Genomic DNA, 23,777 nt, shown 5'->3' on the forward strand with positions numbered 1-23,777 from the left:
TGCCGCCCTGTTCGTGCCTGCGGTGCTCAGTCCAGCCAGTGCTCCCGGCCGATGCTTATCAGTCGCATCCGGCGGTTCGCGGCCTGCGTGACGCGGCGCCGCTCCTCCTGCGGGGCCTCCAGCACGTCCAGGAACAGCGAGGCGGTGATCAGCATCTGGTCGACGTAGAGGTTGGCCAGCATGAGGAGGTCGTCGTCGTTCCAGCCCTCGGAGATCGGGTCCTTGGCGAGCGCGACCTTCACCTCGTCGGCGAACCGGGCCAGTTGGTCCTGGATCGCCTCCCGCACGGACTGCACCCCGCCGTGCCGCTCGCGGGCGATGAAGCGGACGTGCGCCGGATGCGTCTCGACGTGGCGGGCGATCAGATCGACGGCACGCTCCACGCGTTGGTCGCTCTCGCCGGCCGAGGACACGATCGTCCGGATCATCGGGTGCAGGCTCCCCAGCGCCTCCTCGACGAGGGCGACGCCGAGGTCGGCGGTGGAGCGGAAGTGCCGGTAGAAGGCGGTCGGGGCGACGCCTACGGCGCGGGTGACCTCGCGCAGGCCCAGACTGCTCAGGCTCTGCTCCTCCAGCAGTGCCAACGCCGCGTCCAGCAGCGCTTGGCGGGTTTTCTGTTTCTGGGCCTGCCGAAGGCCGAGGGTGTGACTCATGCCATGCAGTTAACAACTGTTCTCTGGAATTGAAAAGCCGTGGGGCGCGCTAGACTTGGAGTCAGTGAACAACTGTTACTACAACTGTTCACCGAAATGTAACGAGAGAGATCGTCACACGAGATCTCGGAGGGGGATCCGACCCATGCTGTTCCTCGTCGCCGCGCTCCTGCTGCTGGGCGTGCTGCTGGGCGCCGTCGCCCACGCACCGCTCGCCTTCACCGTCGTCACCGCCGCTGTGATCGCCGTCTGGCTGGCCGTCTTCGCCGCCCGCGAGCGTCACGCCCGCCGCAACTGACTCCATCCACCGGACCGAACCGACACCTCGGGAGCTGACACCCATGCAACTCACCGCACCGGCCACCGCCCGCCCCGGCACCCGCACCCGCGACGCCGACGGCATGGCCGTGGCGTCCTTCATCCTCGGCCTCCTCGGCCTGCTGGTCTTCAACGTCTTCCTCGGCCCGACCGCGATCGTCCTGGCCGCCGCGTCCCTCTGGCGGGGCACCGGCCGCAAGGGCCGGGCGTACCTGGGCATGGGGTTGGGGGTTGCCGACCTGCTCGTCCTGCTGGCGTTCATGCAGATGGACAGCACGCTGTCGTGGAGCTTCTGACCGTCGCCCGGGGCAGGGCCCCGAGCTTGCGGCAAGCGGCCAGGGACGAGCCGCAGCCGCGAGCCGACGGCGCTGAAGCATCCGCGTCACCAGCCGTTTCGCAGGGGCGATGAGGCCATCGCCTCCACGGGTGACGCAAGTGGGGCGCGCGAGCCGGCCGCAGTGGGCCAACCTTGACGCCAGGTCCCTTACCGGCGCCCCTTAGAATCGTGGCCACCATGGCTTACCTCGACCACGCCGCGACGACCCCCATGCTCCCGGAGGCGGCAGAGGCGCTGACCGCCCAGCTGAGCGTCACCGGCAACGCCTCCTCCCTCCACGCATCCGGCCGCCGCGCGAGGCGTACCGTCGAGGAGGCCCGCGAGACCCTCGCGGAAGCGCTCGGCGCCCGCCCCAGCGAGGTCGTCTTCACCTCCGGCGGCACCGAGGCCGACAACCTCGCGGTCAAGGGCCTTTACTGGTCCCGCCGCGACGCCGACCCGGAAAGGGCCCGCACGCGCGTCCTCGCCAGCCCCGTCGAACACCACGCCGTCCTCGACGCCGTCCACTGGCTCGGCGAGCACGAGGGCGCCACGATCGAGTACCTCCCGGTCGACTCCCACGGACGCGTCCACCCCGACGCCCTGCGCGAAGCCATCGCCCGCGACCCCCACGACGTCGCCCTGGCCACCGTGATGTGGGCCAACAACGAGATCGGCACGATCATGCCGATCCGTGAACTGGCCGACGTGGCAAGGGAGTTCGACGTCCCCCTGCACGCGGACGCCGTCCAGGCCTTCGGCCAGGTCCCCGTCGACTTCGCCGCCTCCGGCCTCGCCGCGATGACCGTCTCCGGCCACAAGATCGGCGGCCCGTACGGCATCGGCGCGCTGCTCCTGGGCCGCGACCGCACCCCCGTCCCCGTCCTGCACGGCGGCGGCCAGGAACGCCACGTCCGCTCCGGCACCCTCGACGTCCCCGCCATCGCCTCCTTCGCGGTCGCCGGCCGCCTCGCCGCCGAGCAGCGCGAGTGGTTCGACCGCGAGATCGGCGCCCTGCGCGACGCCCTGGTCGAAGCGGTCCGTACGGCCGTCCCGGACGCGATCCTCGGCGGCGACCCGGCACCCGGCGGCCGCCTCCCGGCCAACGCCCACTTCACCTTCCCCGGCTGCGAGGGCGACTCCCTGCTCCTGCTGCTGGACGCCCAGGGCATCGAGTGCTCCACCGGCTCCGCCTGCACGGCGGGCGTCGCCCAGCCCAGCCACGTCCTGCTGGCCACCGGCACCGACCCCGACCTGGCCCGCGGCACTCTGCGCTTCTCCCTCGGCCACACCTCCACGGAGGCCGACGTCGAGGCGGTCGCCAAGGCGATCGGCCCGGCGGTGGAACGGGCACGGGCGGCCGGCCTGACGTAAGGCGGCCGGCCTGACATGGAGCGGCTGCGGCTACGCCTTCGCCGTACGAGCCGCCCGCACGAGCTTCATGTACCGGTCCCAGTCCCAGTGCTCCCCGGGGTCGGTGTGGTCCGTGCCCGGCACTTCCACGTGCCCGATGATGTGCTCGCGGTCGACGGGGATGTCGTAGCGCGCGCATATCCGGGCCGTCAGACGCGCCGAGGCCTCGTACATCTCGTCCGTGAGGTCCTGCGGGCGCTCCACGAAGCCCTCGTGCTCGATGCCGACGCTGCGCTCGTTGTAGTCGCGGTTGCCCGCGTGGTACGCCACGTCCAGCTCGCGGATCATCTGCGTGATGCGGCCGTCCTTGCGGACGATGTAGTGCGCGGCCGCCCCGTGCTCCGGGTCCTGGAAGACCTTCACCGCGCTGTCGAAGCTGCCCTGGGTGACATGGATGATCACCATGTCTATGCCGTAGTCGTCGGGCCGGTCCGCCCGCCGCCAGTTCGCGTCCGACGCCGCCACCCACCGCGCCCCGGCGAAGTCGACCTCGCCCTCCTTGCGCGGCTTCTCCACGCCCGGCACCCGCCACCACAGGCGCGCCAGCTCGTCGCGGGCCAGCACGGCAGTGCCCAGCGCGGCCGCCGTCCCCCCGATGAGCAACGCACGACGCCCGACCTTCCGGTCGCCGTCCTTCGAAGCCTTCCGCTGTCCCATGTGATCGTCAACGGATACTCGCGGGCCCTGGTTCCCGCGCCCCCTTACCCTGGAAGGGTTATGACTGACACCGCGCAGCCCTCCCGCCCCCTCCGCGTCCTCGCCGCCATGTCCGGCGGGGTCGACYCCGCCGTTGCCGCCGCCCGCGCCGCCGAGGCGGGCCACGACGTGACCGGCGTCCACCTCGCCCTCTCCGCGAACCCTCAATCCTTCCGTACGGGCGCGCGGGGCTGTTGCACCATCGAGGACTCCCGCGACGCCCGCCGCGCCGCCGACGTCATCGGCATCCCGTTCTACGTGTGGGACCTCGCCGACCGCTTCCGCGAGGACGTGGTCGAGGACTTCATCGCCGAGTACGAGGCAGGCCGCACCCCGAACCCCTGCCTGCGCTGCAACGAGAAGATTAAGTTCGCGGCCCTGCTCGACAAGGCGCTGGCCCTCGGCTTCGACGCCGTCTGCACCGGCCACTACGCCACGGTCGTGCTGGGCGAGGACGGCACGCGCGAGCTGCACCGCGCCTCCGACATGGCCAAGGACCAGTCGTACGTCCTCGGCGTCCTGGACGACAAGCAGCTCGCCCACGCCATGTTCCCGCTCGGCGACACCCTGACGACCAAGGACGAGATCCGCGCGGAGGCCGAGCGCAGGGGCCTCGCGGTCGCGAAGAAGCCCGACTCGCACGACATCTGCTTCATCGCCGACGGCGACACCCAGGGCTTCCTCGCAGGCCGCCTCGGCAAGGCGGAGGGCGACATCGTCGACGAGGCGGGAGCCAAGCTCGGCACCCACGACGGGGCGTACGGCTTCACCATCGGCCAGCGCAAGGGCCTGCGCATCGGCACCCCGGCCTCCGACGGCAAGCCGCGCTACGTCCTCGACATCTCGCCGGTGAACAACACGGTGACGGTCGGCCCGGCGGCCTCCCTCGACGTGAGTGCCCTCACCGCGATCAAGCCCCGCTGGTGCGGCGCCGCCCCGACCGGGCCCGGCACCTACACCGCCCAGCTGCGCGCCCACGGCGGCGAGACCGAGGTGAGCGCCGAGCTGGTCGACGGCGCCCTGGAGGTCTCCTTCACCGAGCCGGTCCGTGGCGTGGCGCCCGGCCAGGCGATCGTCCTGTACGACGGCACGCGCGTGGTGGGCTCGGCGACGATCGCGTCGACGGTGCGGGCGACTCCGACGGCCGTCTGAGACGGGGCTCCCGGGCGGAGCCGAACTCCGGGCACACGCGTGTGCCCGTCCCCCGCCCCGATCAGGCCCCGAAGAACTCCGCCAGCACCGGCCCGAGAACGTCCGGATCCACCATGTGGGTCTGCCCCTCCAGGCTCCGGTACGTCCCCTCAGGCACGCTCTGCGCGACCGTCCGCGTCGCCTCGCGCATCCACGCGGGGCTCGCGCTGCCCGCGACGGCCAGCACCGGCGCCGTGATCGAGGCGAGCCGGTCCCGGGGCACCAGACCGTCGCCCATGACGGCGTTGTCGTAGGCCAGGCTCGGCGCGATCGTCTCCATGCCGGCCCACATGGGGGACTGACGGGCGCCCTGGATCATCTGCTCGGCCATCCCCGTCATCCGCAGGAACAGCTCCACGGCGTCCCCGCGCCGGCCCTCGTCGAGTGCCTCGGTCAGCCGCTCGGTGTACTCGGCGCGCTCGCGCGCACCGCCCTCGTAGACGGCGAACGGCACCTCGTAGACCGCGACCCGGCGCACCTGCAGACCGCTCGCCGCCGCCCGCAGCACCAGCGCGCCGCCCGAGGAGGTGCCGTACAGCGCCGCCTCGCCGCCCACCGCGTCGATCAGCGCGGCCAGGTCCTCGACCTCGCGCTCCACCGCGTACGGCGACGCGTCGCCGCTCTGGCCGCGTCCACGCCGGTCGTACACGACGACCCGGAACCGCTCCGACAGGGGCACGGCCAACGGCGCCACCGTGCCCCCGGTCGACATCGCACCACTGACGAGGATCACCGCCGGGCCGTCACCGCTGGTCTCGTACGCGATCGACGTCCCGTCGGCTGAATTGGTGTGCTTGTCCATGTCTGTGGAGATTGCCGTACGGCGCGGAACTAATCGTTCACGACACTTCGACTTCGTAGAAGCAGAGGTGGTCCTTGATCTCGGCCACGTCCGGCTTCGGGTCCGGGTACGACCAGACGAGGTCCGCCGCGTCCGGCAGTGACCAGTAGGAGGCCGTTCCCTTGAAGGGGCAGTAGGTGTGGGTGTCGGAGGGGGTCAGCAGCTCCAGTCGTACGTCCTCGGCGGGGATGTAGTAGCGCACGGGACAGCCCGTCTCCCGCAGGGCCAGGGCCCGCTCGCTCTCCGCGAGGACCTGGCCGCCGTGAACGGCGCGCACGCGTCGTGTGTCCTGCTCGATCGTGATCGTGTGTCCATCAGCCATACCGGGAAAGCACTCGCGGGCGCCGGGTTCTTCCCGCGTACGGTGGCTGCATGCGAATCTGCGTCTTCCTCTCCGCCGCCGACCTCGACGACCGCTACACGCGCCCCGCACGCGAGTTCGCGAAACTGCTGGGCAAGGGCGGGCACACGCTCGTGTGGGGCGGTTCCGACGTCGGGCTGATGAAGGTGGTCGCGGACGGCGTGCAGGAGGCGGGCGGACGGCTCGTCGGGGTCTCCGTCGAGTTCCTGGCCGCCAAGGCCCGCGCGGGCGTCGACGAGATGGTGATCGCCAAGGACCTCGCCGAGCGCAAGAGGCTGCTGCTGGACAAGGCCGACGCCGTGGTGATCATGGTCGGCGGCACGGGCACCCTCGACGAGGCAACCGAGATCCTGGAGCTGAAGAAGCACGGCCACACGGACAAGCCGGTGGTCCTGCTCAACACCGCCGGCTTCTACGACGGCCTTCAGGAGCAGTTCCGCCGCATGGAGGACGAGGGCTTCCTGCCCCACCCGCTGGCCGACCTGGTGTTCTTCGCGCAGGAGCCGGTGGGGGCGCTGGCGTACCTGGAGGAGAGCCGGGGCGCGGAGTGACCGGGCACTGATGCGAGCATGGCGGGCATGGCTACACATCTGATCACCGGAGCCGGCTCCGGCATCGGCGCGGCCGTCGCCCGCCGCCTGCACGCGCGCGGGGACGATCTCGTGCTCCACGCGCGCGACGCGGCCCGCGCGAAGGAGCTGGCGGCGCAGTTCCCCGGCGCGCGCACCCTGGTCGGCGACCTGGCGGACCCGGACAAGCTGTCCTGGGCCTTCTCCCACCAGTCGCTGCCGGACCGGGTGGACTCCCTGCTCCACATCGCCGGCGTCGTCGACCTGGGCCCGGTGGGTGACCTGACACCGAAGGCCTGGCGTCACCAGCTCAACGTCAACCTGATCTCCCCGGCCGAACTCACCCGCCACTTCCTGCCGCAGCTGCGCGTCGCCCGCGGCCATGTGATCTTCGTGAACTCGGGCGCGGGTCTGCGCGCGAGCGCCGAGTGGTCCGCGTACGCCGCGTCCAAGCACGGCCTGAAGGCGCTGGCCGACTCCCTGCGCAACGAGGAGCACGACAACGGCGTCAGGGTCACGTCCGTCTACCCCGGCCGCACCGCCAGTCCCATGCAGGCGAAGGTCCACCAGCAGGAGGGCAAGGCGTACGACGAGTCGAAGTGGATCGACCCCGAGTCGGTCGCCACGACGATCCTGATGGCCCTGGACCTCCCGAGGGACGCGGAGGTCAACGACCTGACGGTACGCCCGGGAAACTGACGGCACTTCTACGGCGCCGGGCCGGGCACGGTCCCCCCGGAGGGTTACGTACGCTTCGGGGGTGAGCGACAACACCACCCAGTTCAGCTTCGGCGCAGCCACCGGCGTCGGCTCGATGCCCGGCGGCGACGCCCGCGAGGCCGCCAGGACCGTCACCGGGTCCTTCGAGGACTTTCCGTTCCTCGCCGAGCTGCCCGCTCGCGGACCCGGCGCGGACATGATCGGCCGCACCGCCGGGATGCTCGTCGAGCTGTACGCGCGCGTGGAGCCCAGCGGGTGGCGGCTCGGCGACCGGCCGGGGCGGGACACCAGGCGGGCCCGGTCGTGGCTGGGGGAGGACCTCGACGCACTGGAGGAGTTCACCCAGGGATACGAGGGGCCGCTGAAGGTCCAGGCCGTGGGGCCCTGGACCCTGGCCGCCGCCCTTGAGCTGAGGAACGGCGAGGCCGCCCTCTCCGACGCCGGCGCCTGCCGCGACCTCGCCGCCTCGCTCGCCGAGGGGCTGCGCCAGCACCTCGCGGAGGTCCGCCGCCGCTTCCCCGGCGCCCAGGTGGTGCTGCAACTCGACGAGCCCTCCCTCGTAGCCGTCCTGCTCGGACAGGTGAGGTCCGCCAGCGGGTACCGGACCCACCGCGCCGTGGACCGGCAGATCGTCGAAGCCGCGCTCCGCGACGTCGTCGGGGTTCACGGCGACGGACCCGTCGTGGTCCACTCGTGCGCACCGGACGTCCCGTTCGCCCTGCTGCGCCGGGCGGGGGCGGCGGCGATCTCCTTCGACTTCTCGCTCCTCACCGAGCGTGACGACGACGCGATCGGCGAGGCGGTGGAAGGGGGGACCCGGCTCTTCGCAGGTGTCGTCCCCGGCACGGACGGCCCATTGTCAGACCCTGCCGGTAGCGTCATGGGTGTCAGGACGTTGTGGCGCAGGCTGGGGCTGTCACCGGGGCTTCTCGCGGAGGCCGTCACGGTCACGCCGTCGTGCGGACTCGCGGGGGCTTCCCCCGAGTACGCACGCCAGGCTCTCGCCCACTGCGCCCGGGCGGCGAGATCCCTCGCGGACAACCCAGAGTAACGGGAGGACAACACGGTGGCCGGCGACAATCAAGCGGAGACGACGGTGCCCGTCGAGGCACGGGAGAAGCACGCGAAGATCGCTGAGCAGATCGAGGAGCACCGCTTCCGGTACTACGTGAAGGACGCTCCCGTCGTCAGCGACGCGGAGTTCGACGAGCTGCTGCGCACCCTCGAAGCGCTGGAGGACGAGTATCCGGAGCTGCGCACGCCGGACTCGCCGACGCAGAAGGTGTCCGTCGAGTTCCAGACAGACCTGGCCGAGGTCGAGCACCGAGAGCGCATGCTCTCCCTCGACAATGTCTTCGACGACGCCGGGCTCGCCGCCTGGGCCGAGCGCGTGCACAAGGACGTCGGCACCCCCGGGTACCACTTCCTGTGCGAGCTCAAGGTCGACGGCCTCGCGGTGAACCTGACGTACGAGAACGGCAGGCTGACGCGCGCGGCCACCCGCGGCACGGGCCGGATCGGTGAGGACATCACGCCCAATGTCATGACGATCGCGGAGATTCCGCACCGTCTGACGGGCGACCACGTTCCGGAGCTCGTCGAGATCCGCGGCGAGGTCTACTTCCCGATGGAGGCCTTCGAAGAGCTCAACGCACGCCGGGTGGCGGCGGGCGAGAAGCCGTACGCCAACCCGCGCAATTCCGCCTCGGGTTCGCTGCGGCAGAAGGACCCGAAGGTCACCGCGACCCTTCCGCTGCACATGGTCGTCCACGGCATCGGCGCCCTGGAGGGCTTCGAGGGCCTGACCCGGCTCTCCGGGGCGTACGACCTGCTCAAGTCCTGGGGCCTGCCCACCTCCACGCACAACAGAGTCGTCGACGACCTCGACGGCGTCCGTGAGTTCATCGCGTACTACGGCGAGAACCGCCACTCCGTGCAGCACGAGATCGACGGAGTGGTCGTCAAGCTCGACGAGATCCCGCTCCAGGGCCGCCTCGGCTCCACCTCGCGCGCACCGCGCTGGGCCATCGCGTACAAGTACGCGCCGGAAGAGGTCAACACCAAGCTCGTCAACATCCGCGTGGGCGTCGGCCGCACCGGACGGGTCACGCCGTACGCCCAGGTCGAGCCGGTCACGGTCGCGGGCTCCGAGGTCGAGTTCGCCACCCTGCACAACCAGGACGTGGTCAAGGCCAAGGGCGTCCTCATCGGCGACACGGTGGTGCTGCGCAAGGCCGGTGAGGTCATCCCGGAGATCCTCGGACCGGTCGTCGACCTGCGCGACGGCAGCGAGCGCGAGTTCGTGATGCCGTCCGAGTGCCCGGAGTGCGGTACGGCGCTCAGGCCGATGAAGGAGGGCGACGTCGACCTGCGCTGCCCGAACGCCCGCTCCTGCCCTGCCCAGTTGCGTGAGCGGCTGTTCTACCTCGCGGGCCGCAAGGCGCTGGACGTCGAGCACTTCGGCTATGTCGCCGCCGCCGCGCTGACCAAGCCGCTGGAGCCTGCCGATCCGCCGCTGGTGGACGAGGGCGACCTGTTCGACCTGACCGTCGAGCAGTTGCTGCCCATCAAGGCGTACGTCCTCGACCAGGACAGCGGCCTGCCCAAGCGCGACCCGAAGACCGGCGAGGAGAAGATCGCCACGGTCTTCGCCAACCAGCAGGGCGAGCTCAAGAAGAACGCGGTTTCGATGCTGGAGTTCATCGCCGCCGCCAAGGAGCGCCCGCTGGCCCGCATCCTCACCGGCCTGTCGATCCGTCACGTCGGCCCGGTCGCCGCCGAGGCGCTGGCGCGTGAGTTCCGCTCCGTCGACCGCATCGAGCAGGCGAGCGAGGAGGAGCTGGCGAACACCGCCGGCGTCGGGTCGATCATCGCCGCCTCGCTCAAGGAGTGGTTCGCCGAGGAGTGGCACCAGGAGATCCTTCGCAAGTGGAAGGCGGCCGGCGTCCGCATGGAGGAGGAGAGCTCCGGTGAGGACGAGGGGCCGCGCCCGCTGGAGGGGCTCACGGTCGTTGTCACCGGCACACTGGAGCACTTCACGCGCGACGGGGCGAAGGACGCGCTCCAGAGCCGCGGAGCGAAGGTAACCGGTTCCGTTTCGAAAAAGACATCTTTTGTTGTGGTGGGCGACAACCCCGGGTCCAAGTACGACAAGGCCATGCAGGTCAAGGTCCCTGTTCTGAACGAGGACGGCTTCAATGTCCTGCTGGAGCAGGGACCCGACGAGGCGGCCGAAGTTGCCCTACCCGCAGAGGAGTAGCGGTTGAAGGCCACCCGATCGGCGCATATCAGATGCATACGGGTGGCTGGGGCGCATTCGGGCAACCGTCGACGACCGCTGCCCGTGGAAGCCTTATGCGGCCTACTGTTGAGATGTGCGCCTGCCGTGCCCAGCTGCGGTTGGGGCATCCCCTTGCTCTGGAAGGGCTTTGGAGGGTGAGGGGAAGGGCTTTCCAACGCGGTGCCGTTGAGGGTCGTTGTCGGGCATCGGGCCGCGTGGCGTGGGCACCGCCGGCTGTGAGAGGGACGGGAATGAAACCGACCGAGAGCGCCGCCCCGCACTCACGGCTGCGTCGGATGGCCGACGCATGGCGAGGGTGGGCGACGCGGACCGCGGAGCGTTCGCGCGCGGAAAGAGGCGCGGGGAGTGCCGCCGGGCCGCCCACCGTGGCGGACGGCCGCAGCGCCGTGCAGCTCGGCGTCGACCACACCGCGGGGCTGCCGCACGCCGAGCACGACCGCCACCTGTCGTGGCCCGCGCTGCCCGCGGCGGTCGTCGCGGCCGCCGGGTTCGTCCTCGGCGCCGGGTTCTACCGGGCGTTCACCGACCACCACGCCCTCTTCCCGTCCGGCACGGTCGGCTGGGCGCTGGCCGTGCTGACCGGCGTCATCGTCGGCCATCTCGTCGCCCTCGGCCGCGCGCGCTGGTGGGGCGGCACCGGCTCCGGCGCCGCCCTCACCCTCGCGGTGCTGATGCTCTACGGCTGGGTGCCCGCCGGCATGGTCAGCCTCACCGTCGTCGTCCTCGTCGGCGTGGCCCGCCGTAACCGCTGGCGCCAGGGCGTGCTGCACGGCGCGGTGGACATCCTCGGCATCGCCGCCGGAGCACTGGTGCTGGCCGCCTTCGGCCGGGTGCCGACCGTCGAGAACCCCTGGAACCCGGACAGCTGGACGCTCTACACCGCCCCCGGAGTGGTGCTCGTCGCCGCCGCGTATCTCGCGGTCACCCGGGTCCTGTTGTGGTACCTGCAGTCCCCGCGCGGCGGCCTGCCCACCGTCGAGCGCACCGCCCTGGTCAGACAGGGCCTCGTCGCGGTCGCGCTGCTCGGCATCGCGCCCCTGGTGTGCGTCGTCGCCATCGCCAAGCCCCTGCTGCTGCCGCTGTTCGCCATCCCGCTCGTCGCCCTCGACTCCACCCTCTGGATAGCGCGGGCCCGGGCGGAGGAGCAGTTGCGCGATCCGCTGACCGGGCTGCCCAACCGGCAGTGGCTGTTGGAGCGCATCTGGACCGCGCTCGACGACGCCGAGCGCATCGGCGCCCGGGCCGCCCTGATGCTGATCGACCTCGACCGCTTCCGGTCGGTCAATGACACGCTCGGTCATCTGGCCGGTGACCGGCTGCTGTTGCAGATAGCGGACCGGCTGCGCCTGGCGCTGCCGCGCGGAGCGGAGGCCGCGCGGCTCGGCGGTGACGAGTTCGCCGTATTACTGCCGGTCGCCGACTCCACGACGTCCGCGACGCGGGTCGCCCGCGCTCTGGTCACGGCCCTGAGCTCCCCGCTCGACCTCGACGGCCTCACCCTGGTCCTGGAGGCCAGCGCCGGAGTCGCCGTCTTCCCGGACCACGCCCTCGACGCCGAGGGGTTGCTGCGGCGCGCGGACGTGGCGATGTATCAGGCGAAGCGGGACCGCACGGGCGTGGAGGTCTACGAGTCGAAGCGCGACTCGAACACCCCCGACCGGCTGGGCCTGCTCGGAGACCTGCGGCGCGCCCTCGACGCGCAGGAGGTCGAGCTGCACTACCAGCCCAAGGTCCGCTTCGACGGTCAGGTCGCCGGGCTGGAGGCCCTGGTCCGGTGGGTGCACCCGGAGCGTGGGAGGGTGGCGCCGGACGAGTTCATAGCGATCGCCGAGTCGTCGGGGCTGATGCCGCATCTGACGGAGTACGTGCTGGAGACGGCGCTCGCGCAGGTGGCCCGGTGGCGGGCCCAGGGGCTGTATGTGCCCGTGGCGGTCAACGTCTCGCCGCGTGACGTCCACACCCCCGGGTTCGCGGGCTCGGTCGCCGCGCGGCTCGCCCGGCACGGTGTCCCGGCGGGAGCGCTCCAACTGGAGATAACGGAACACGTCCTGCTGGAGGACCCGCAGCGGGCCGCGGACACGCTGGCCGGGCTGACCGGGCACGGCGTGAAGATGTCCCTGGACGACTTCGGCACGGGCTACTCGTCCCTCGTGCATCTGCGACGGCTGCCGGTGAGCGAGCTGAAGATCGACCGCTCGTTCGTGGCCCGGCTCGCGGTGGACAACGAGGACGCGGAGATCGTGCGCTGCACGGTGGACCTGGCGCATTCGCTGGGCCTGCTCGTGGTCGCCGAGGGCGTCGAGGACGACGAGACGTGGGAGCGGCTGCGGGACCTGGGCTGCGACGCCGTACAGGGATGGCTGGTGGCCGCCGCGATGCCGCCGGAGGAGACGACGGCATGGCTGCGGGCGCGCGGTTCGCGAGGATGGCAACGGCCGCGCGCGGCGCTGCCGGCCGCCGAGTAGTTCTCCATGTGTGAGTGCCGCGCCGTGTCGTAGGGCGTGTGCGGGTTCGTCGTGGCCGGTCGTCGTGGCCGGTCGCTCCCCCCGAGTTTCTCGACTTCGCTCGGATCAGGGGGACTCCCATCGCGGCGGAGCCGCAGATCGATACGGCCCCGCGCCCCTTCAGGGCGCTGCCGCGAAGTGTCCGATCAGCAGCGCCAACCTCTGCTCATGAGCTCTCTCCGGCAGCCGGCCGCTGCGCATCAGCGTGACCAGCCCATGGAGCCCTGCCCAATACGTCTCCGTCAGCACTCCCAGGTCCTCGCCCTCCTTGGCGACAGGCTCCACCGCCGCTGCCAGCTCGCCGAAGGCCCGCTTCAGTGGCTCCGGGGCCTCGGCCGTGGCGAACGGCAGGTCCACCCGGTACGTGAACATGGCGTCGTAGAGCGCCGGCCGTCGCCGGCCGAAGGCCGTGTACGTCTCGCCCACCGCCGCCAGCGCCTCGCGCGTGCCCTTCGCTGCCGTACGGGCCGTGCGTAGTTCCTCCGCCAGGTCGGCGCAGCCCTGCACCGCCACCGCGGCCATGATCGCGTCCTTGCCCTTGAAGTGGCTGTAGAGGACGGGCTGGCTGTACTCGATCTCCGCCGCGAGGCGGCGGGTCGTCACCGCGTCCCAGCCCTCCGACTCCGCGAGTTCCCGCGCGGCCGTGACGATCAGCCGCTCGCGTTCCGCTCGTTCGCGCTGCTTGCGCGTCTGGATCGACATGCCTGGAATTCTAGCACCGCTAGCGCAACTGTCGGTGCTCTGCTAGCTTCGCTCCTGTCCCTAGCACTGCTAGCAAGGAGTGAAGCCATGACCGTGACCGCGTACACCCTGGCCGTCGTGCTCAACCTGTTCTGCGTGTTCCTCGGCTACCGGTTCCTGTTCCAGCCCGCCTCCGCCGCCACCGGCTACGGCGTCCCGGCCCGGCCGGAGGGCGACGCCGGCGCCTATCTCTCCATCAAGGGCCTGCGGGACGGCACCTTCGGCCTGCTCGGCCTGGCGCTGCTGTTCTTCGTCGGCGCCCGCGCCGAGGCCTGGTTCATGCTCGCCGTGGCGATCGTGCCGATGTTCGACACACTGATAGTGCTGCGGCACGGCGGCACGAAGGCCGTGGCCTTCGGGATTCACTTCGCCACGGCGGTCGTCGTGCTCATCAGTGCCGTCCTGCTCTTCCTCGTCTGAGCACGTCCACAACGTCATCGCACCGGGGGTTGGGGAAATGTCGCTGTTCGTTCCGAAGTTCGACGAGTCCGTGATCGTCCGCGAGGCCGAGGCCGAAGTCGTCGGCCGGGCGCCCACCACCGTCCGGCTACTGGCCGACAGCAGTCGGACCGGCGGCGCGCTGTCCACCCAGCGGGTCACGCTCACCGGCGGCGCCGACGGCGCCAAGCCGCACTGGCACGACAACTCCGCCGAGATGTTCTTCCTGCTCGACGGCGCCGCCGAGATCCTCTCCGGCGACGACGTCGTCACCGCCGGCCCCGGCGACCTCGTCGTCGTGCCGCCCGGCAAGCCGCATGCCTTCTCCGCCGTTCCGGGCGCCGACGCAGACCTGCTGATCGTCATCACCCCGGGCGTCGAGCGCTTCGAGTACTTCCGCCACCTCCAGCGCATCGCCCTCGGCGAGGCCACCGTGGAGAGCCTGTTGGAGGTGCAGGAGCGGTACGACAACCACTTCCTCAGGAGCGAGGCCTGGGACGGGCGCAGCCGGTGACGAGGCACCCACCGGCGCGGGGCGGGGAAACCGTTTCACGGCCACAGGCCCCCGCCCCATAGGATTGGCCTCAAACACACACACTCACCCCAGAGGATCGCTGCATGCCTGGCATCACGCGCGAGGAGGTCGCCCACCTCGCACGGCTGGCGCGTCTGGAGCTGAAGCCCGAAGAGCTCGAGCACTTCGCGGGACAGCTGGACGACATCATCGGCGCGGTCGCACGCGTCAGCGAGGTCGCCGACCAAGACGTACCGCCGACCTCGCACCCGCTCCCGCTGACGAATGTCATGCGGGCGGACGAGGTCCGTCCGTCGCTCACCCCCGAGCAGGCGCTCTCCGGCGCCCCGGCCCAGGAGCAGCAGCGTTTCAAGGTGCCGCAGATCCTGGGGGAGGACTAACCGCCATGACGGACAACGTCAACATCATCAAGCTGACGGCCGCCGAGACCGCCGAGAAGATCGCCTCCGGCGAGCTCACGGCCGTGCAGGTCGCCGAGGCACACCTGGCCCGCATCGAGGCCGTCGACGAGAAGGTGCACGCCTTCCTGCACGTCGACCGCGAGGGCGCCCTCGCGGCGGCCCGTGCCGTGGACGACAAGCGCGCCAAGGGCGAGAAGCTCGGCCCGCTGGCCGGTGTCCCGCTCGCGCTGAAGGACATCTTCACCACCGAGGGCATTCCGACGACCGTCGGTTCGAAGATCCTCGAAGGCTGGATCCCGCCGTACGACGCCACCCTCACCAAGCGTCTCAAGGCCGCCGACGTCGTCATCCTCGGCAAGACCAACATGGACGAGTTCGCCATGGGGTCGAGCACCGAGAACAGCGCGTACGGGCCCACCGGCAACCCCTGGGACCTCACCAAGATCCCCGGCGGCTCCGGCGGTGGCTCCTCCGCCGCCCTCGCCTCCTTCCAGGCCCCCCTCGCCATCGGCACCGACACCGGCGGTTCCATCCGCCAGCCGGCCTCCGTCACCGGCACGGTGGGCGTGAAGCCGACGTACGGCGCGGTCTCGCGGTTCGGCATGGTCGCCTTCTCGTCCTCCCTCGACCAGGGCGGCCCCTGTGCCCGTACGGTCCTGGACGCGGCCCTGCTGCACGAGGTCATCGCCGGGCACGACCCGCTCGACTCCACCTCCATCGACGCCCCGGTCCCGCCGGTCGTCGAGGCCGCCCGCAACGGCAGCGTCCAGGGCATGCGCGTCGGCGTCGTCAAGCAGTTCCGCGGCGAGGGCTACCAGGCCGGTGTCATCCAGCGCTTCGACGAGTCCGTCGAGATGCTGAAGGAACTGGGCGCCGAGATCGTCGAGCTGGACTGCCCGTCCTTCGACCTCGCCCTGTCGGCGTACTACCTGATCGCGCCCTCGGAGTGCTCCTCCAACCTCGCCCGCTTCGACGGCCTGCGCTATGGCCGGCGGACCGGCGACGACGGCACGCACTCCGCCGAGGAGGTCACCTCCCTCACCCGTGAGGCGGGCTTCGGCCCCGAGGTGAAGCGCCGCATCATGCTCGGCACGTACGCCCTGTCGAGCGGGTACTACGACGCGTACTACGGCTCCGCGCAGAAGGTCCGCACGCTCATCACCCGGGACTTCGAGAAGGCCTTCGAGCAGGTCGACGTGATCGTCTCCCCGACGACACCGACCACCGCCTTCGCGATCGGCGAGCGTGCCGACGACCCGATGGCGATGTACCTCGCCGACCTGTGCACCATCCCCACCAACCTCGCGGGCAACGCGGCCATGTCGCTGCCCTGCGGTCTGGCCCCGGAGGACAACCTCCCGGTCGGGCTGCAGATCATCGCGCCGGCGCTGAAGGACGACCGTCTTTACAAGGTCGGCGCCGCCGTCGAGGCCGCCTTCGTGGAAAAGTGGGGGCACCCGCTCCTCGAGGAGGCACCGTCGCTGTGAGCAAGCTGTCCAAGGCGAAGGACTTCAAGAAGTCCAAGTCCGGTCTGTACCTGTCCATGGCCACCACCGCGTTCGGTGCGGTCAGTGTCGCCAAGCAGGCGAAGAAGGCCCGCGTGGAGAGTGACACGCTGCGCCTGATCGACGCCGCCGTGTCCGCCGCCGCCATCGCCACCGGCCTCGCCATCCTCTACCGCGAGCTGAAGCGGCTGGGCGACGACGACGTCCTGCTGGGCTGAGAGGGAAGTTTCACCGTGACCACCACGACCGACCTGGTGTCGTACGAGGACGCGCTGGCGTCGTACGACCCCGTCATGGGCCTTGAGGTCCATGTCGAACTCGGCACCAAGACCAAGATGTTCTGCGGCTGTTCGACCGAACTCGGTCAGGACGCCAACACGCAGACCTGCCCCACCTGCCTCGGCCTGCCCGGCGCGCTCCCGGTCGTCAACGCGACCGGCGTCGAGTCGGCGATCAAGATCGGTCTCGCGCTGCACTGCGAGATCGCCGAGTGGTGCCGCTTCGCCCGGAAGAACTACTTCTATCCGGACATGCCGAAGAACTTCCAGACCTCCCAGTACGACGAGCCGATCGCCTTCAACGGCTACCTCGACGTCCAGCTGGAGGACGGCGAGACCTTCCGTGTGGAGATCGAGCGCGCCCACATGGAGGAGGACACCGGCAAGTCGACGCACGTCGGCGGCGCGACGGGCCGTATCCACGGCGCCTCGCACTCGCTGCTGGACTACAACCGCGCCGGCATCCCGCTCATCGAGATCGTCACCAAGCCGATCGAGGGTGCGGGCGAGCGCGCCCCCGAGGTGGCGAAGGCGTACGTCCGTGAGCTGCGCGAGCTCATCAAGGCGCTCGGTGTCTCGGAAGCCCGCATGGAGATGGGCCAGATGCGCTGCGACGTGAACCTGTCGCTGCGCCCGAACGGCACCGAGAAGTTCGGCACCCGCTCCGAGACGAAGAACGTGAACTCGCTGCGTTCCGTGGAGCGTGCGGCCCGCTTCGAGATCCAGCGGCACGCGGCCGTCCTCGGCAGCGGCGGCACGATCATCCAGGAGACCCGGCACTTCCACGAGGACACGGGGTCCACGACCTCGGGCCGCGTGAAGGAGGAGGCCGAGGACTACCGGTACTTCCCCGAGCCGGACCTCGTGCCGGTGGCACCGTCTCGCGAGTGGGTCGAGGAGATCCGCGCCGGCCTGCCGGAGATGCCGCTGGCCCGCCGTAACCGGCTGCTCGCCGAGTGGGGCATCTCCGCCGTCGAGATGCAGGCGATCCTCAACGCCGGTGCGCTGGACCTGATCGTCGCCACCATCGACGCCGGTGCCGACGCCGCGTCCGCCCGCAAGTGGTGGATGGGCGAACTGGCGCGCAGCGCGAACGAGTCGGGCACGTCGCTGGACGAGCTGTCGATCACGCCGGTCGAGGTCGCCCGCGTCGCCGAGCTGGTCTCGAAGGGCGACCTGAACGACAAGCTGGCCCGCCAGGTCATCGAGGGCGTCCTCGCGGGCGAGGGCACGCCGGACGAGGTCGTCGACCGGCGCGGTCTGAAGGTCGTCTCCGACGAGGGCGCCCTGACCACCGCGGTCGAGGAGGCCATCGCCGGCAACCCGGCCATCGCCGACAAGATCCGCGGCGGCAAGGTGGCCGCGGTCGGCGCCCTGGTCGGCGCGGTCATGAAGGCGACCCGGGGTCAGGCCGACGCGGCGCGCGTCAAGGAGCTGATCCTGGAGCAGCTGGGCGTCAGCGAGGGCTGAGGCACGCAGTGGTGAACCCCGAGGGGGATGCGTCGACCGTGACGCATCCCCCTCGGCGCGTTCTCAGACCCGGCGTCCCACGAGTCGTACGAAACCCAGAGCACGCCCCTCGTCCAGCCGCAGCATGTCACCGACCTGGCGGGCCATCGTGCGATGGAACTCCTCCGGGCTCTCCTCGGCGATCACGTCGCACCACAGCAGCCAGTCCCGCCAGCCGTCCGGCTGCCAGTCGGCGGCCTCGACCTCGACGGCGCCGCTGCGGGTCCACTGCCGCCGCCACCAGTCGGCCGAGTGGAAGCACCAGTAGTCGGGCTCCCAGTAGGGCTTCAGATGCTCCGGCGGCTCGATGCCGTCCGGCTCCTCCCGCAGCGCCGGTACGACGACGCCGATCCGCCCGCCCGGCTTCAACAGGCGGGTGAGCGTGGGCAGATACAGGTCGTTCGTCCCGAAGTACTGGTAGGCGTCGATGCTCACGATCGCGTCGAAGCCGCCCTCGGCGAACGGCAGGTCGTGCGCCTCCACACGCACCGGCAGCACACGGTCGGCGAAACCGGCCTCGGCGACGCGCCGCGCGTTGTCGTCGGGTTCGATCCACAGGTCGGCGGCGGTGACCTGGGCGTCGTACTCCCTGGCCAGGAACACGGAGGTCATCGCCCGGCCACAGCCCAGGTCGAGGACGCGTGCGCACGGGCGCAGGGCGTCCAGGCCGAGGGCGGGGGCCAGCCACTCCAGCAGCCAGAGTGCGTTCGGGCCCATCTGGTTCTCGACGACCCAGCGGGGGTCGTAGCTGTTGCTGCGCGGGTGGCCGGGGTGGGTCAGCCGCTTGGCGAGGTCCTCGTCCGAGGTCCTCCGGGTGACGTTTGGCATCGGTGAACGGGCTCCTTGAGTCCGGGGAAGCGGAAAGGGATACGAAAGGAGCTCGGTCGGACGCTCAAACAATGCACCTGCCCAGGTCGGCGGCGGTGTGCCGCGAGATGGTCGACCTTCGGAAGCTAGCAGCCGGCCGCGCGGCCCCGCACCCGCTTTCGCAGCGCGACGCGCTACGCTCGCCCGCCATGAGTGGACGCGGTGATTCCGAGATATCCGAGACGGGGGAGGACCGGACCGACAGGCCCGAGCACGAGCACGCCGAGGACCTGGAGGACATCCAGGACCCGGACGACATCGACGACGCCCACGACGCCGACGACCCGGCGCAGGTGGCGCGGCGGGCCCGCTGGACGGCTGCCGTGACCGGGGCGCTGCTCGCCCTGGCGGGACTGGCCGCCTCGGCGCTGCGTCTCAGCGGATCGGCCCCGGCTCTCGTCCCGGCCGCCTACGCCTTCGGCGCCGCGGTCTGCGCGCTCGCCGCGTTCCTCGGCTCCCGGGGGCGCACCCGGCGGGCGCTGTGGCTGCTGGTGGCCGGAGTGATGGTGATGGCGCTGGGGGACCAGTTCGACTGATGTGACAGGCGCCACTCGGCAATGACAGAGTGACCGTTACTGTCCTGTGATCTGCCTCCCATTCCTGTGAATAAACCCACGAACGCGGCAAACGATCTCGCCCTCCTGCGAGAGTTTGCTTCACATCGCTCATGCGTTCTTTGCGGGCTGTTCACTTTCCTGAACGACTGATCCCGGTCAAAGATCCACAAATCGTCCCCCGGGAGCACGTTCGTGGCAGCTCTTGCACGCTGGTGTGTCCAACGTCGCCTCGTCGCCGTACTGCTCTGGCTGCTCGCCTTCGGCGGGGTGACCGCGGGCGCCGTCGTGACGGGCACCGCGTACTCGAACGACTACCAGGTGCCCGGCACCGAGTCCGGCCGCGCCACGCAGCTCCTGGAGGACGGCTTCCCCGGCCTCGGAGGCGACAGCGACACCGTCGTCTGGCACACCCCGTCCGGCACCGTCCGCGCCGCCGACGTCGAACAGACCATGACGCGTACCCTCGACGAGATCGCGGAACTGCCCGGCATCGCGGCCGTCACCAGCCCGTACGACAAGCAGGGCACCGCCCAGATCAGCGAGGACGGGCACACGGCGTACGCCACCGTCACCTTCGACGACAGCGCCGAGAACCTCGACCAGGGCGAGGCGCAGGCCGTCGTGAGCGCGGCCGAGGACGCCGAGGCCGACGGGCTCCAGGTGGAGCTGGGCGGCAGCGCCGTCGCCCTCACCGAGTCCTCGGGCGGCCATCTCGCCGAGGTCGTCGGCGTGGCCGTCGCCGCGGTCGTGCTGTTCCTCGCCTTCGGCTCGCTCGCCGCCTCGCTGCTGCCCATCGCCACCGCGCTGGTCAGCGTCGGCACCGCGTACGCCGCAATAGCGCTCCTCGGGCACGCCATGACCGTGGCCGACTTCGCGCCCATGCTCGGGATGCTCATCGGGCTCGGCGTCGGCATCGACTACGCCCTGTTCATCGTCACCCGCCACCGGCGTGGACTGAAACGCGGCCTGCCCGTCGCCGAGTCGATCACGAACGCCGTGTCGACCACCGGACGGGCGGTGGTCTTCGCGGGCGCGACCGTGTGCATCGCCCTGCTCGGCATGCTGATCCTGCAGCTGAGCTTCCTCAACGGCGTCGCGATAGCCGCCTCGCTGACCGTGGTCCTCACCGTCGCGGCCTCCGTGACCCTGCTGCCCGCCCTGCTCTCGTTCATCGGCCTGCGCGCCCTCAGCCGCCGCGAGCGGCGCCGGCTGACCGAGCACGGCCCCGAGCCCGAGCTGCCCACCGGGTTCGCCGCCCGCTGGTCGGCGTTCGTGGAGCGCCACCCCAAGGCGCTCGGCGCGATCGCCCTGGCCGTCATCACGGTCCTCGCACTGCCCACCCTGGGCCTGCGCCTGGGCACCTCCGACCAGGGAAACGACCCGCAGACCTCCACCACCCGCCAGGCCTACGACCTCCTCGCCGAAGGCTTCGGCCCCGGCGTGAACGGCCCGCTCACCCTCGTCACCAAGGTCGACGGCGGCGACGACAAGCTCGCCCTCGACAACCTCGACGCCACTCTCCGGGGCACCGAGGGCGTCGCTTCGGTGACGCCGGTGACCTACAACTCCGGCGGCGACACCGCGTACCTCACCGTCGTACCGGAGTCCTCCCCGCAGTCGCGGCAGACCAGCGACCTCGTCGACCGGCTGCGCGACGAGATCCTGCCCCGCGCCCAGACCGGCACCTCGCTCGATGTGAACGTCGGCGGCATGACGGCCGGCTACGACGACTTCGCCGACGTGATCGTCGGCAAGCTGCCGCTCTTCGTCGGCGTCGTCGTCGGACTGGGCTGTCTGCTGCTCCTGCTCGCCTTCCGGTCCGTCGGCATCCCGCTGAAGGCCGCCGTGATGAACGTGGCCGCCGTCGCCGCCGCCTTCGGTGTCGTCGTCGCGATCTTCCAGTGGGGCTGGGGGAGCGAGCTCCTCGGACTGGGCCGCGCCGGGCCGATCGAGCCATTCCTCCCCGTGATCATGGTGTCGGTGCTGTTCGGCCTCTCCATGGACTACCAGGTCTTCCTGGTCAGCCGGATGTACGAGGAGTGGCTGGAGACCGGTGACAACCGGCGGGCCGTCCGGATCGGCCTCGCCGAGACCAGCCGGGTGATCAACTCCGCCGCGGTCATCATGATCTCGGTCTTCCTCGCCTTCGTCCTCAGCGGCGACCGCGTGATCGCCATGTTCGGCATAGCCCTCGCCGCCGCCGTCGCCCTGGACGCCTTCATCCTGCGCACCCTCCTCGTCCCCGCCCTGATGCACATGCTCGGCGGCGCCAACTGGTGGCTGCCGCGCTGGCTGGAGCGGCGCATGCCCCGCATCAGCATCGAGCCGCCCGAGTCCCGCGCCGCCCATGAGAGGCTCACCGACGTCGTGGCGGAACTGGAGAAGGAGCAGCGGGGCGATGTACGCGATATCGCTGGGTGACGACGGATCCGAGCTGAGGCCCCTGGAGCCCTGGCACGCAGAGGAGTTCCTCGCGAACCTGGAGCGGGGCCGGGAGTTCATCGGGGAGTACATCCCGTTCGGCTCGAACGCCACCGACGTGGCGTCGGCACGGGAGACACTCCAGCGGTACGCGGACATGCGCGCCGCGGACACGGCGTCGTACCACGGCATCTGGCTGGACGGAAAACTCGTCGGAGGGGTTCTCACCCTGAACTTCGACGCGGCGACCGGCAACTGCGAGGTCGGGTGCTGGCTGGAGCCCGCCGCGACCGGACGCGGGCTCATCACCCGGGCCATGCGGGTGCTCATCGACTGGGCGGTCGAGGAACGCGGCATCCACCGCGTCGAATGGGTCGCAGCCTCCGGCAACACCCCCAGCCTGAACGTCGCCCGGCGGCTCGGAATGACCCGCGACGGCGTACGCCGCCAGGCTCACCCCTATCGTGGGGTGCGGCACGACCTGGAGGTGTGGTCGATCCTCGCCCCGGAGTGGCGTGAAGCACGCGCGCGTGCCGCACACAACGATCATTAAGACACTTCTCAGAGAGCGTCCGTACGGTGCGAGACATGGGAACGAAGACAGTGGACGAGACCGGAGCCGAGACGGGCACCGACGCGAAGACCGACGAGGAGAAGGTGGACGTCACCAAGACGGCCGACGCCACTGACTCCACCGACGCCGACGAGGCGACGGAGACCGACGAGCTGGACGAGGAGGTGGCCGCCGAGGCCACGGAAGAGGCGCCCTCCGGCGTCGGCCAGGGCGCGGGCGCGGTCGTCTCCGCGGCGCTCGGCCTCGTGTCCCTGACCGGCGGCTGGATCGGTACGGTCGCCGCCGCCCGCGAGACCCTCGTCGGCCAGCTGGAGACCGCTTCGAACGCGAGCGTCTCCCAGCAGATCAAGGAGGTCTACGGCGACGCCTGGCAGACCTCCGCGCTGTGGGCCGGCGTGTTCGCGCTGGCCGCGCTGATCGTCGGCGTCGTCGTGCTCGCCCGTCCCGCGTTCGGGGCGCCCGGCAAGCCGCAGGCCGTGTGGATCAAGTCGGTCGCCTGGGGCGGCGTCGCACTCGGCGTCATCGGCCTCCTGCTGGCCGTCCTCAAGTACACCGACGCACTGCTCGGCCTGCCCTCAGCAGGCTGAGTCACCGCAGGTCCCGAGGGGTCTCAGAGCCGCCGTAAGCACCTTAGACGGCGCCCTGAGGCCCCTCACGCGCGTCTAAGGCCCCACCGGCCGGCGAAGATGCGGAACTCTCCCGATGTGGCGGACCCGCCTGGGAGAGGAAGGTTGAGACATCGCGGAAAGCGACGCCAGAAACCACCTCTCACCAGCGAAAACGAGGGTCCATCCATGTACGGGTACGAACTCCACCACATCCGTTCCGCCGAACTGATCCGCAGGGCCGAGCACCAGCGCCTGGTCCGCGAGGCCGTACGTGGCCGCCGCGCGGCCCGCCGCGAGGCCGCGGAACGCTCCGCGCACGGTTCCGCGGAGACGGAGTCGCATACGCTCCGCCTCCGCAGGCACCGGCCTCCGCGCGCCGCGTGAGGGCGGGCGGCCGTCCGCGGCCATCGGTCGACACCGGGCCGCACTTCCCGACGCCGGGCCGGGCAATCGCAGCAAC

Annotated in this window: 26 protein-coding genes; 20 read left to right on the top strand and 6 right to left on the bottom strand. The window is 70.8% G+C overall.

The features are described 5' to 3' along the window. Positions 1-26 precede the first annotated feature (26 nt). Positions 27-653, bottom strand: a complete 627-nt coding sequence (locus EAO75_RS05745; RefSeq protein WP_147993878.1) for a TetR family transcriptional regulator — start codon at positions 651-653, stop codon at positions 27-29. Between the two features lie 64 nt (positions 654-717). Here EAO75_RS05745 and EAO75_RS05750 point away from each other — a divergent pair, with 64 nt between their 5' ends. The 3 genes from EAO75_RS05750 to EAO75_RS05760 all read left to right on the top strand — a co-directional run bounded on the left by EAO75_RS05750 (position 718) and on the right by EAO75_RS05760 (position 2,661). Next, the gene (locus EAO75_RS05750; RefSeq protein ID WP_147993879.1) at positions 718-951 is read left to right on the top strand and encodes a DUF3099 domain-containing protein; all 234 of its coding nucleotides are present in this window, start codon (positions 718-720) and stop codon (positions 949-951) included. Between the two features lie 43 nt (positions 952-994). Then, positions 995-1,267, top strand: a complete 273-nt coding sequence (locus EAO75_RS05755; RefSeq protein WP_147993880.1) for a DUF4190 domain-containing protein — start codon at positions 995-997, stop codon at positions 1,265-1,267. A gap of 218 nt (positions 1,268-1,485) precedes the next feature. Beyond that, entirely contained in the window at positions 1,486-2,661 is a 1,176-nt protein-coding gene (locus EAO75_RS05760) for a cysteine desulfurase family protein (protein WP_147993881.1), read from the top strand. 30 nt (positions 2,662-2,691) lie between these two features. Here the strand turns inward: EAO75_RS05760 and EAO75_RS05765 are convergent, their stop codons facing one another. Continuing rightward, positions 2,692-3,357 (bottom strand): N-acetylmuramoyl-L-alanine amidase, encoded by a 666-nt coding sequence (locus EAO75_RS05765; protein ID WP_147993882.1) that lies wholly within the window; start codon positions 3,355-3,357, stop codon positions 2,692-2,694. Positions 3,358-3,417: 60 nt separating this feature from the next. On the opposite strand from EAO75_RS05765, the gene mnmA reads away from it, so the two are divergent. Next, positions 3,418-4,548 (top strand): tRNA 2-thiouridine(34) synthase MnmA, encoded by a 1,131-nt coding sequence (mnmA, locus tag EAO75_RS05770; protein WP_147993883.1) that lies wholly within the window; start codon positions 3,418-3,420, stop codon positions 4,546-4,548. Positions 4,549-4,609: 61 nt separating this feature from the next. Here mnmA and EAO75_RS05775 read toward each other — a convergent pair whose 3' ends face one another. Both EAO75_RS05775 and EAO75_RS05780 read right to left on the bottom strand, forming a co-directional pair. Then, a complete protein-coding gene (locus tag EAO75_RS05775) occupies positions 4,610-5,389 on the bottom strand; it encodes an alpha/beta fold hydrolase (protein WP_147993884.1) in 780 nt (259 codons plus the stop codon). Positions 5,390-5,426: 37 nt separating this feature from the next. After that, positions 5,427-5,750, bottom strand: a complete 324-nt coding sequence (locus tag EAO75_RS05780; protein WP_147993885.1) for a DUF427 domain-containing protein — start codon at positions 5,748-5,750, stop codon at positions 5,427-5,429. A gap of 50 nt (positions 5,751-5,800) precedes the next feature. On the opposite strand from EAO75_RS05780, the gene EAO75_RS05785 reads away from it, so the two are divergent. The 5 genes from EAO75_RS05785 (at position 5,801) to EAO75_RS05805 (ending at position 12,844) form a co-directional block, all read left to right on the top strand. Next, the gene (locus EAO75_RS05785) at positions 5,801-6,340 is read left to right on the top strand and encodes a TIGR00730 family Rossman fold protein (protein ID WP_147993886.1); all 540 of its coding nucleotides are present in this window, start codon (positions 5,801-5,803) and stop codon (positions 6,338-6,340) included. Positions 6,341-6,358: 18 nt separating this feature from the next. Next, positions 6,359-7,057: an SDR family oxidoreductase gene (locus EAO75_RS05790; RefSeq protein ID WP_147993887.1), complete on the top strand. Its 699-nt coding sequence runs from the start codon at positions 6,359-6,361 to the stop codon at positions 7,055-7,057. 61 nt (positions 7,058-7,118) lie between these two features. Further along, the gene (locus EAO75_RS05795) at positions 7,119-8,129 is read left to right on the top strand and encodes a methionine synthase (protein WP_147993888.1); all 1,011 of its coding nucleotides are present in this window, start codon (positions 7,119-7,121) and stop codon (positions 8,127-8,129) included. Between the two features lie 15 nt (positions 8,130-8,144). Beyond that, complete coding sequence (gene ligA, locus EAO75_RS05800) at positions 8,145-10,337, top strand: NAD-dependent DNA ligase LigA (RefSeq protein ID WP_147993889.1); 2,193 nt, start codon at positions 8,145-8,147, stop codon at positions 10,335-10,337. Between the two features lie 272 nt (positions 10,338-10,609). Further along, positions 10,610-12,844: a putative bifunctional diguanylate cyclase/phosphodiesterase gene (locus EAO75_RS05805; protein WP_147993890.1), complete on the top strand. Its 2,235-nt coding sequence runs from the start codon at positions 10,610-10,612 to the stop codon at positions 12,842-12,844. Between the two features lie 159 nt (positions 12,845-13,003). Here EAO75_RS05805 and EAO75_RS05810 read toward each other — a convergent pair whose 3' ends face one another. Further along, complete coding sequence (locus tag EAO75_RS05810) at positions 13,004-13,585, bottom strand: TetR/AcrR family transcriptional regulator (protein ID WP_147993891.1); 582 nt, start codon at positions 13,583-13,585, stop codon at positions 13,004-13,006. Positions 13,586-13,672: 87 nt separating this feature from the next. Here EAO75_RS05810 and EAO75_RS05815 point away from each other — a divergent pair, with 87 nt between their 5' ends. From EAO75_RS05815 to gatB, 6 genes are all read left to right on the top strand, one after another. Then, entirely contained in the window at positions 13,673-14,044 is a 372-nt protein-coding gene (locus tag EAO75_RS05815) for a DUF4267 domain-containing protein (protein ID WP_147993892.1), read from the top strand. A gap of 37 nt (positions 14,045-14,081) precedes the next feature. Then, positions 14,082-14,576 (top strand): cupin domain-containing protein, encoded by a 495-nt coding sequence (locus tag EAO75_RS05820; RefSeq protein ID WP_147993893.1) that lies wholly within the window; start codon positions 14,082-14,084, stop codon positions 14,574-14,576. Between the two features lie 104 nt (positions 14,577-14,680). Then, the gene (gatC, locus tag EAO75_RS05825; RefSeq protein ID WP_007384860.1) at positions 14,681-14,977 is read left to right on the top strand and encodes an Asp-tRNA(Asn)/Glu-tRNA(Gln) amidotransferase subunit GatC; all 297 of its coding nucleotides are present in this window, start codon (positions 14,681-14,683) and stop codon (positions 14,975-14,977) included. A 5-nt stretch (positions 14,978-14,982) separates the two neighbouring features. Then, positions 14,983-16,485 (top strand): Asp-tRNA(Asn)/Glu-tRNA(Gln) amidotransferase subunit GatA, encoded by a 1,503-nt coding sequence (gene gatA / locus EAO75_RS05830; protein WP_147993894.1) that lies wholly within the window; start codon positions 14,983-14,985, stop codon positions 16,483-16,485. Further along, positions 16,482-16,721 carry a hypothetical protein gene (locus EAO75_RS05835; protein ID WP_147993895.1) on the top strand — a complete coding sequence of 80 codons (240 nt, stop codon included), beginning with the start codon at positions 16,482-16,484 and terminating at the stop codon, positions 16,719-16,721. Before gatA ends, EAO75_RS05835 begins: the two co-directional genes overlap by 4 nt. A gap of 15 nt (positions 16,722-16,736) precedes the next feature. Beyond that, the gene (gene gatB, locus EAO75_RS05840; RefSeq protein ID WP_147993896.1) at positions 16,737-18,251 is read left to right on the top strand and encodes an Asp-tRNA(Asn)/Glu-tRNA(Gln) amidotransferase subunit GatB; all 1,515 of its coding nucleotides are present in this window, start codon (positions 16,737-16,739) and stop codon (positions 18,249-18,251) included. A gap of 63 nt (positions 18,252-18,314) precedes the next feature. On the opposite strand, the gene EAO75_RS05845 is transcribed toward gatB, so the two are convergent. Continuing rightward, positions 18,315-19,118, bottom strand: a complete 804-nt coding sequence (locus EAO75_RS05845) for an SAM-dependent methyltransferase (protein WP_147993897.1) — start codon at positions 19,116-19,118, stop codon at positions 18,315-18,317. Positions 19,119-19,306: 188 nt separating this feature from the next. Here EAO75_RS05845 and EAO75_RS05850 point away from each other — a divergent pair, with 188 nt between their 5' ends. The 5 genes from EAO75_RS05850 (at position 19,307) to EAO75_RS05870 (ending at position 23,701) form a co-directional block, all read left to right on the top strand. Beyond that, a complete protein-coding gene (locus EAO75_RS05850) occupies positions 19,307-19,693 on the top strand; it encodes a hypothetical protein (RefSeq protein WP_147993898.1) in 387 nt (128 codons plus the stop codon). 213 nt (positions 19,694-19,906) lie between these two features. After that, positions 19,907-22,135: an MMPL family transporter gene (locus tag EAO75_RS05855; RefSeq protein WP_147993899.1), complete on the top strand. Its 2,229-nt coding sequence runs from the start codon at positions 19,907-19,909 to the stop codon at positions 22,133-22,135. Next, positions 22,113-22,688 carry a GNAT family N-acetyltransferase gene (locus EAO75_RS05860; protein ID WP_147993900.1) on the top strand — a complete coding sequence of 192 codons (576 nt, stop codon included), beginning with the start codon at positions 22,113-22,115 and terminating at the stop codon, positions 22,686-22,688. The genes EAO75_RS05855 and EAO75_RS05860 overlap by 23 nt, the downstream gene beginning before the upstream one ends. Before the next feature lie 35 nt (positions 22,689-22,723). After that, positions 22,724-23,296, top strand: a complete 573-nt coding sequence (locus EAO75_RS05865; RefSeq protein WP_147993901.1) for a hypothetical protein — start codon at positions 22,724-22,726, stop codon at positions 23,294-23,296. A 207-nt stretch (positions 23,297-23,503) separates the two neighbouring features. After that, positions 23,504-23,701, top strand: a complete 198-nt coding sequence (locus EAO75_RS05870; protein WP_147993902.1) for a hypothetical protein — start codon at positions 23,504-23,506, stop codon at positions 23,699-23,701. Positions 23,702-23,777: the final 76 nt, after the last annotated feature.

Source organism: Streptomyces sp. UW30 (genome assembly GCF_008042075.1).
Lineage (GTDB): Bacteria > Actinomycetota > Actinomycetes > Streptomycetales > Streptomycetaceae > Streptomyces.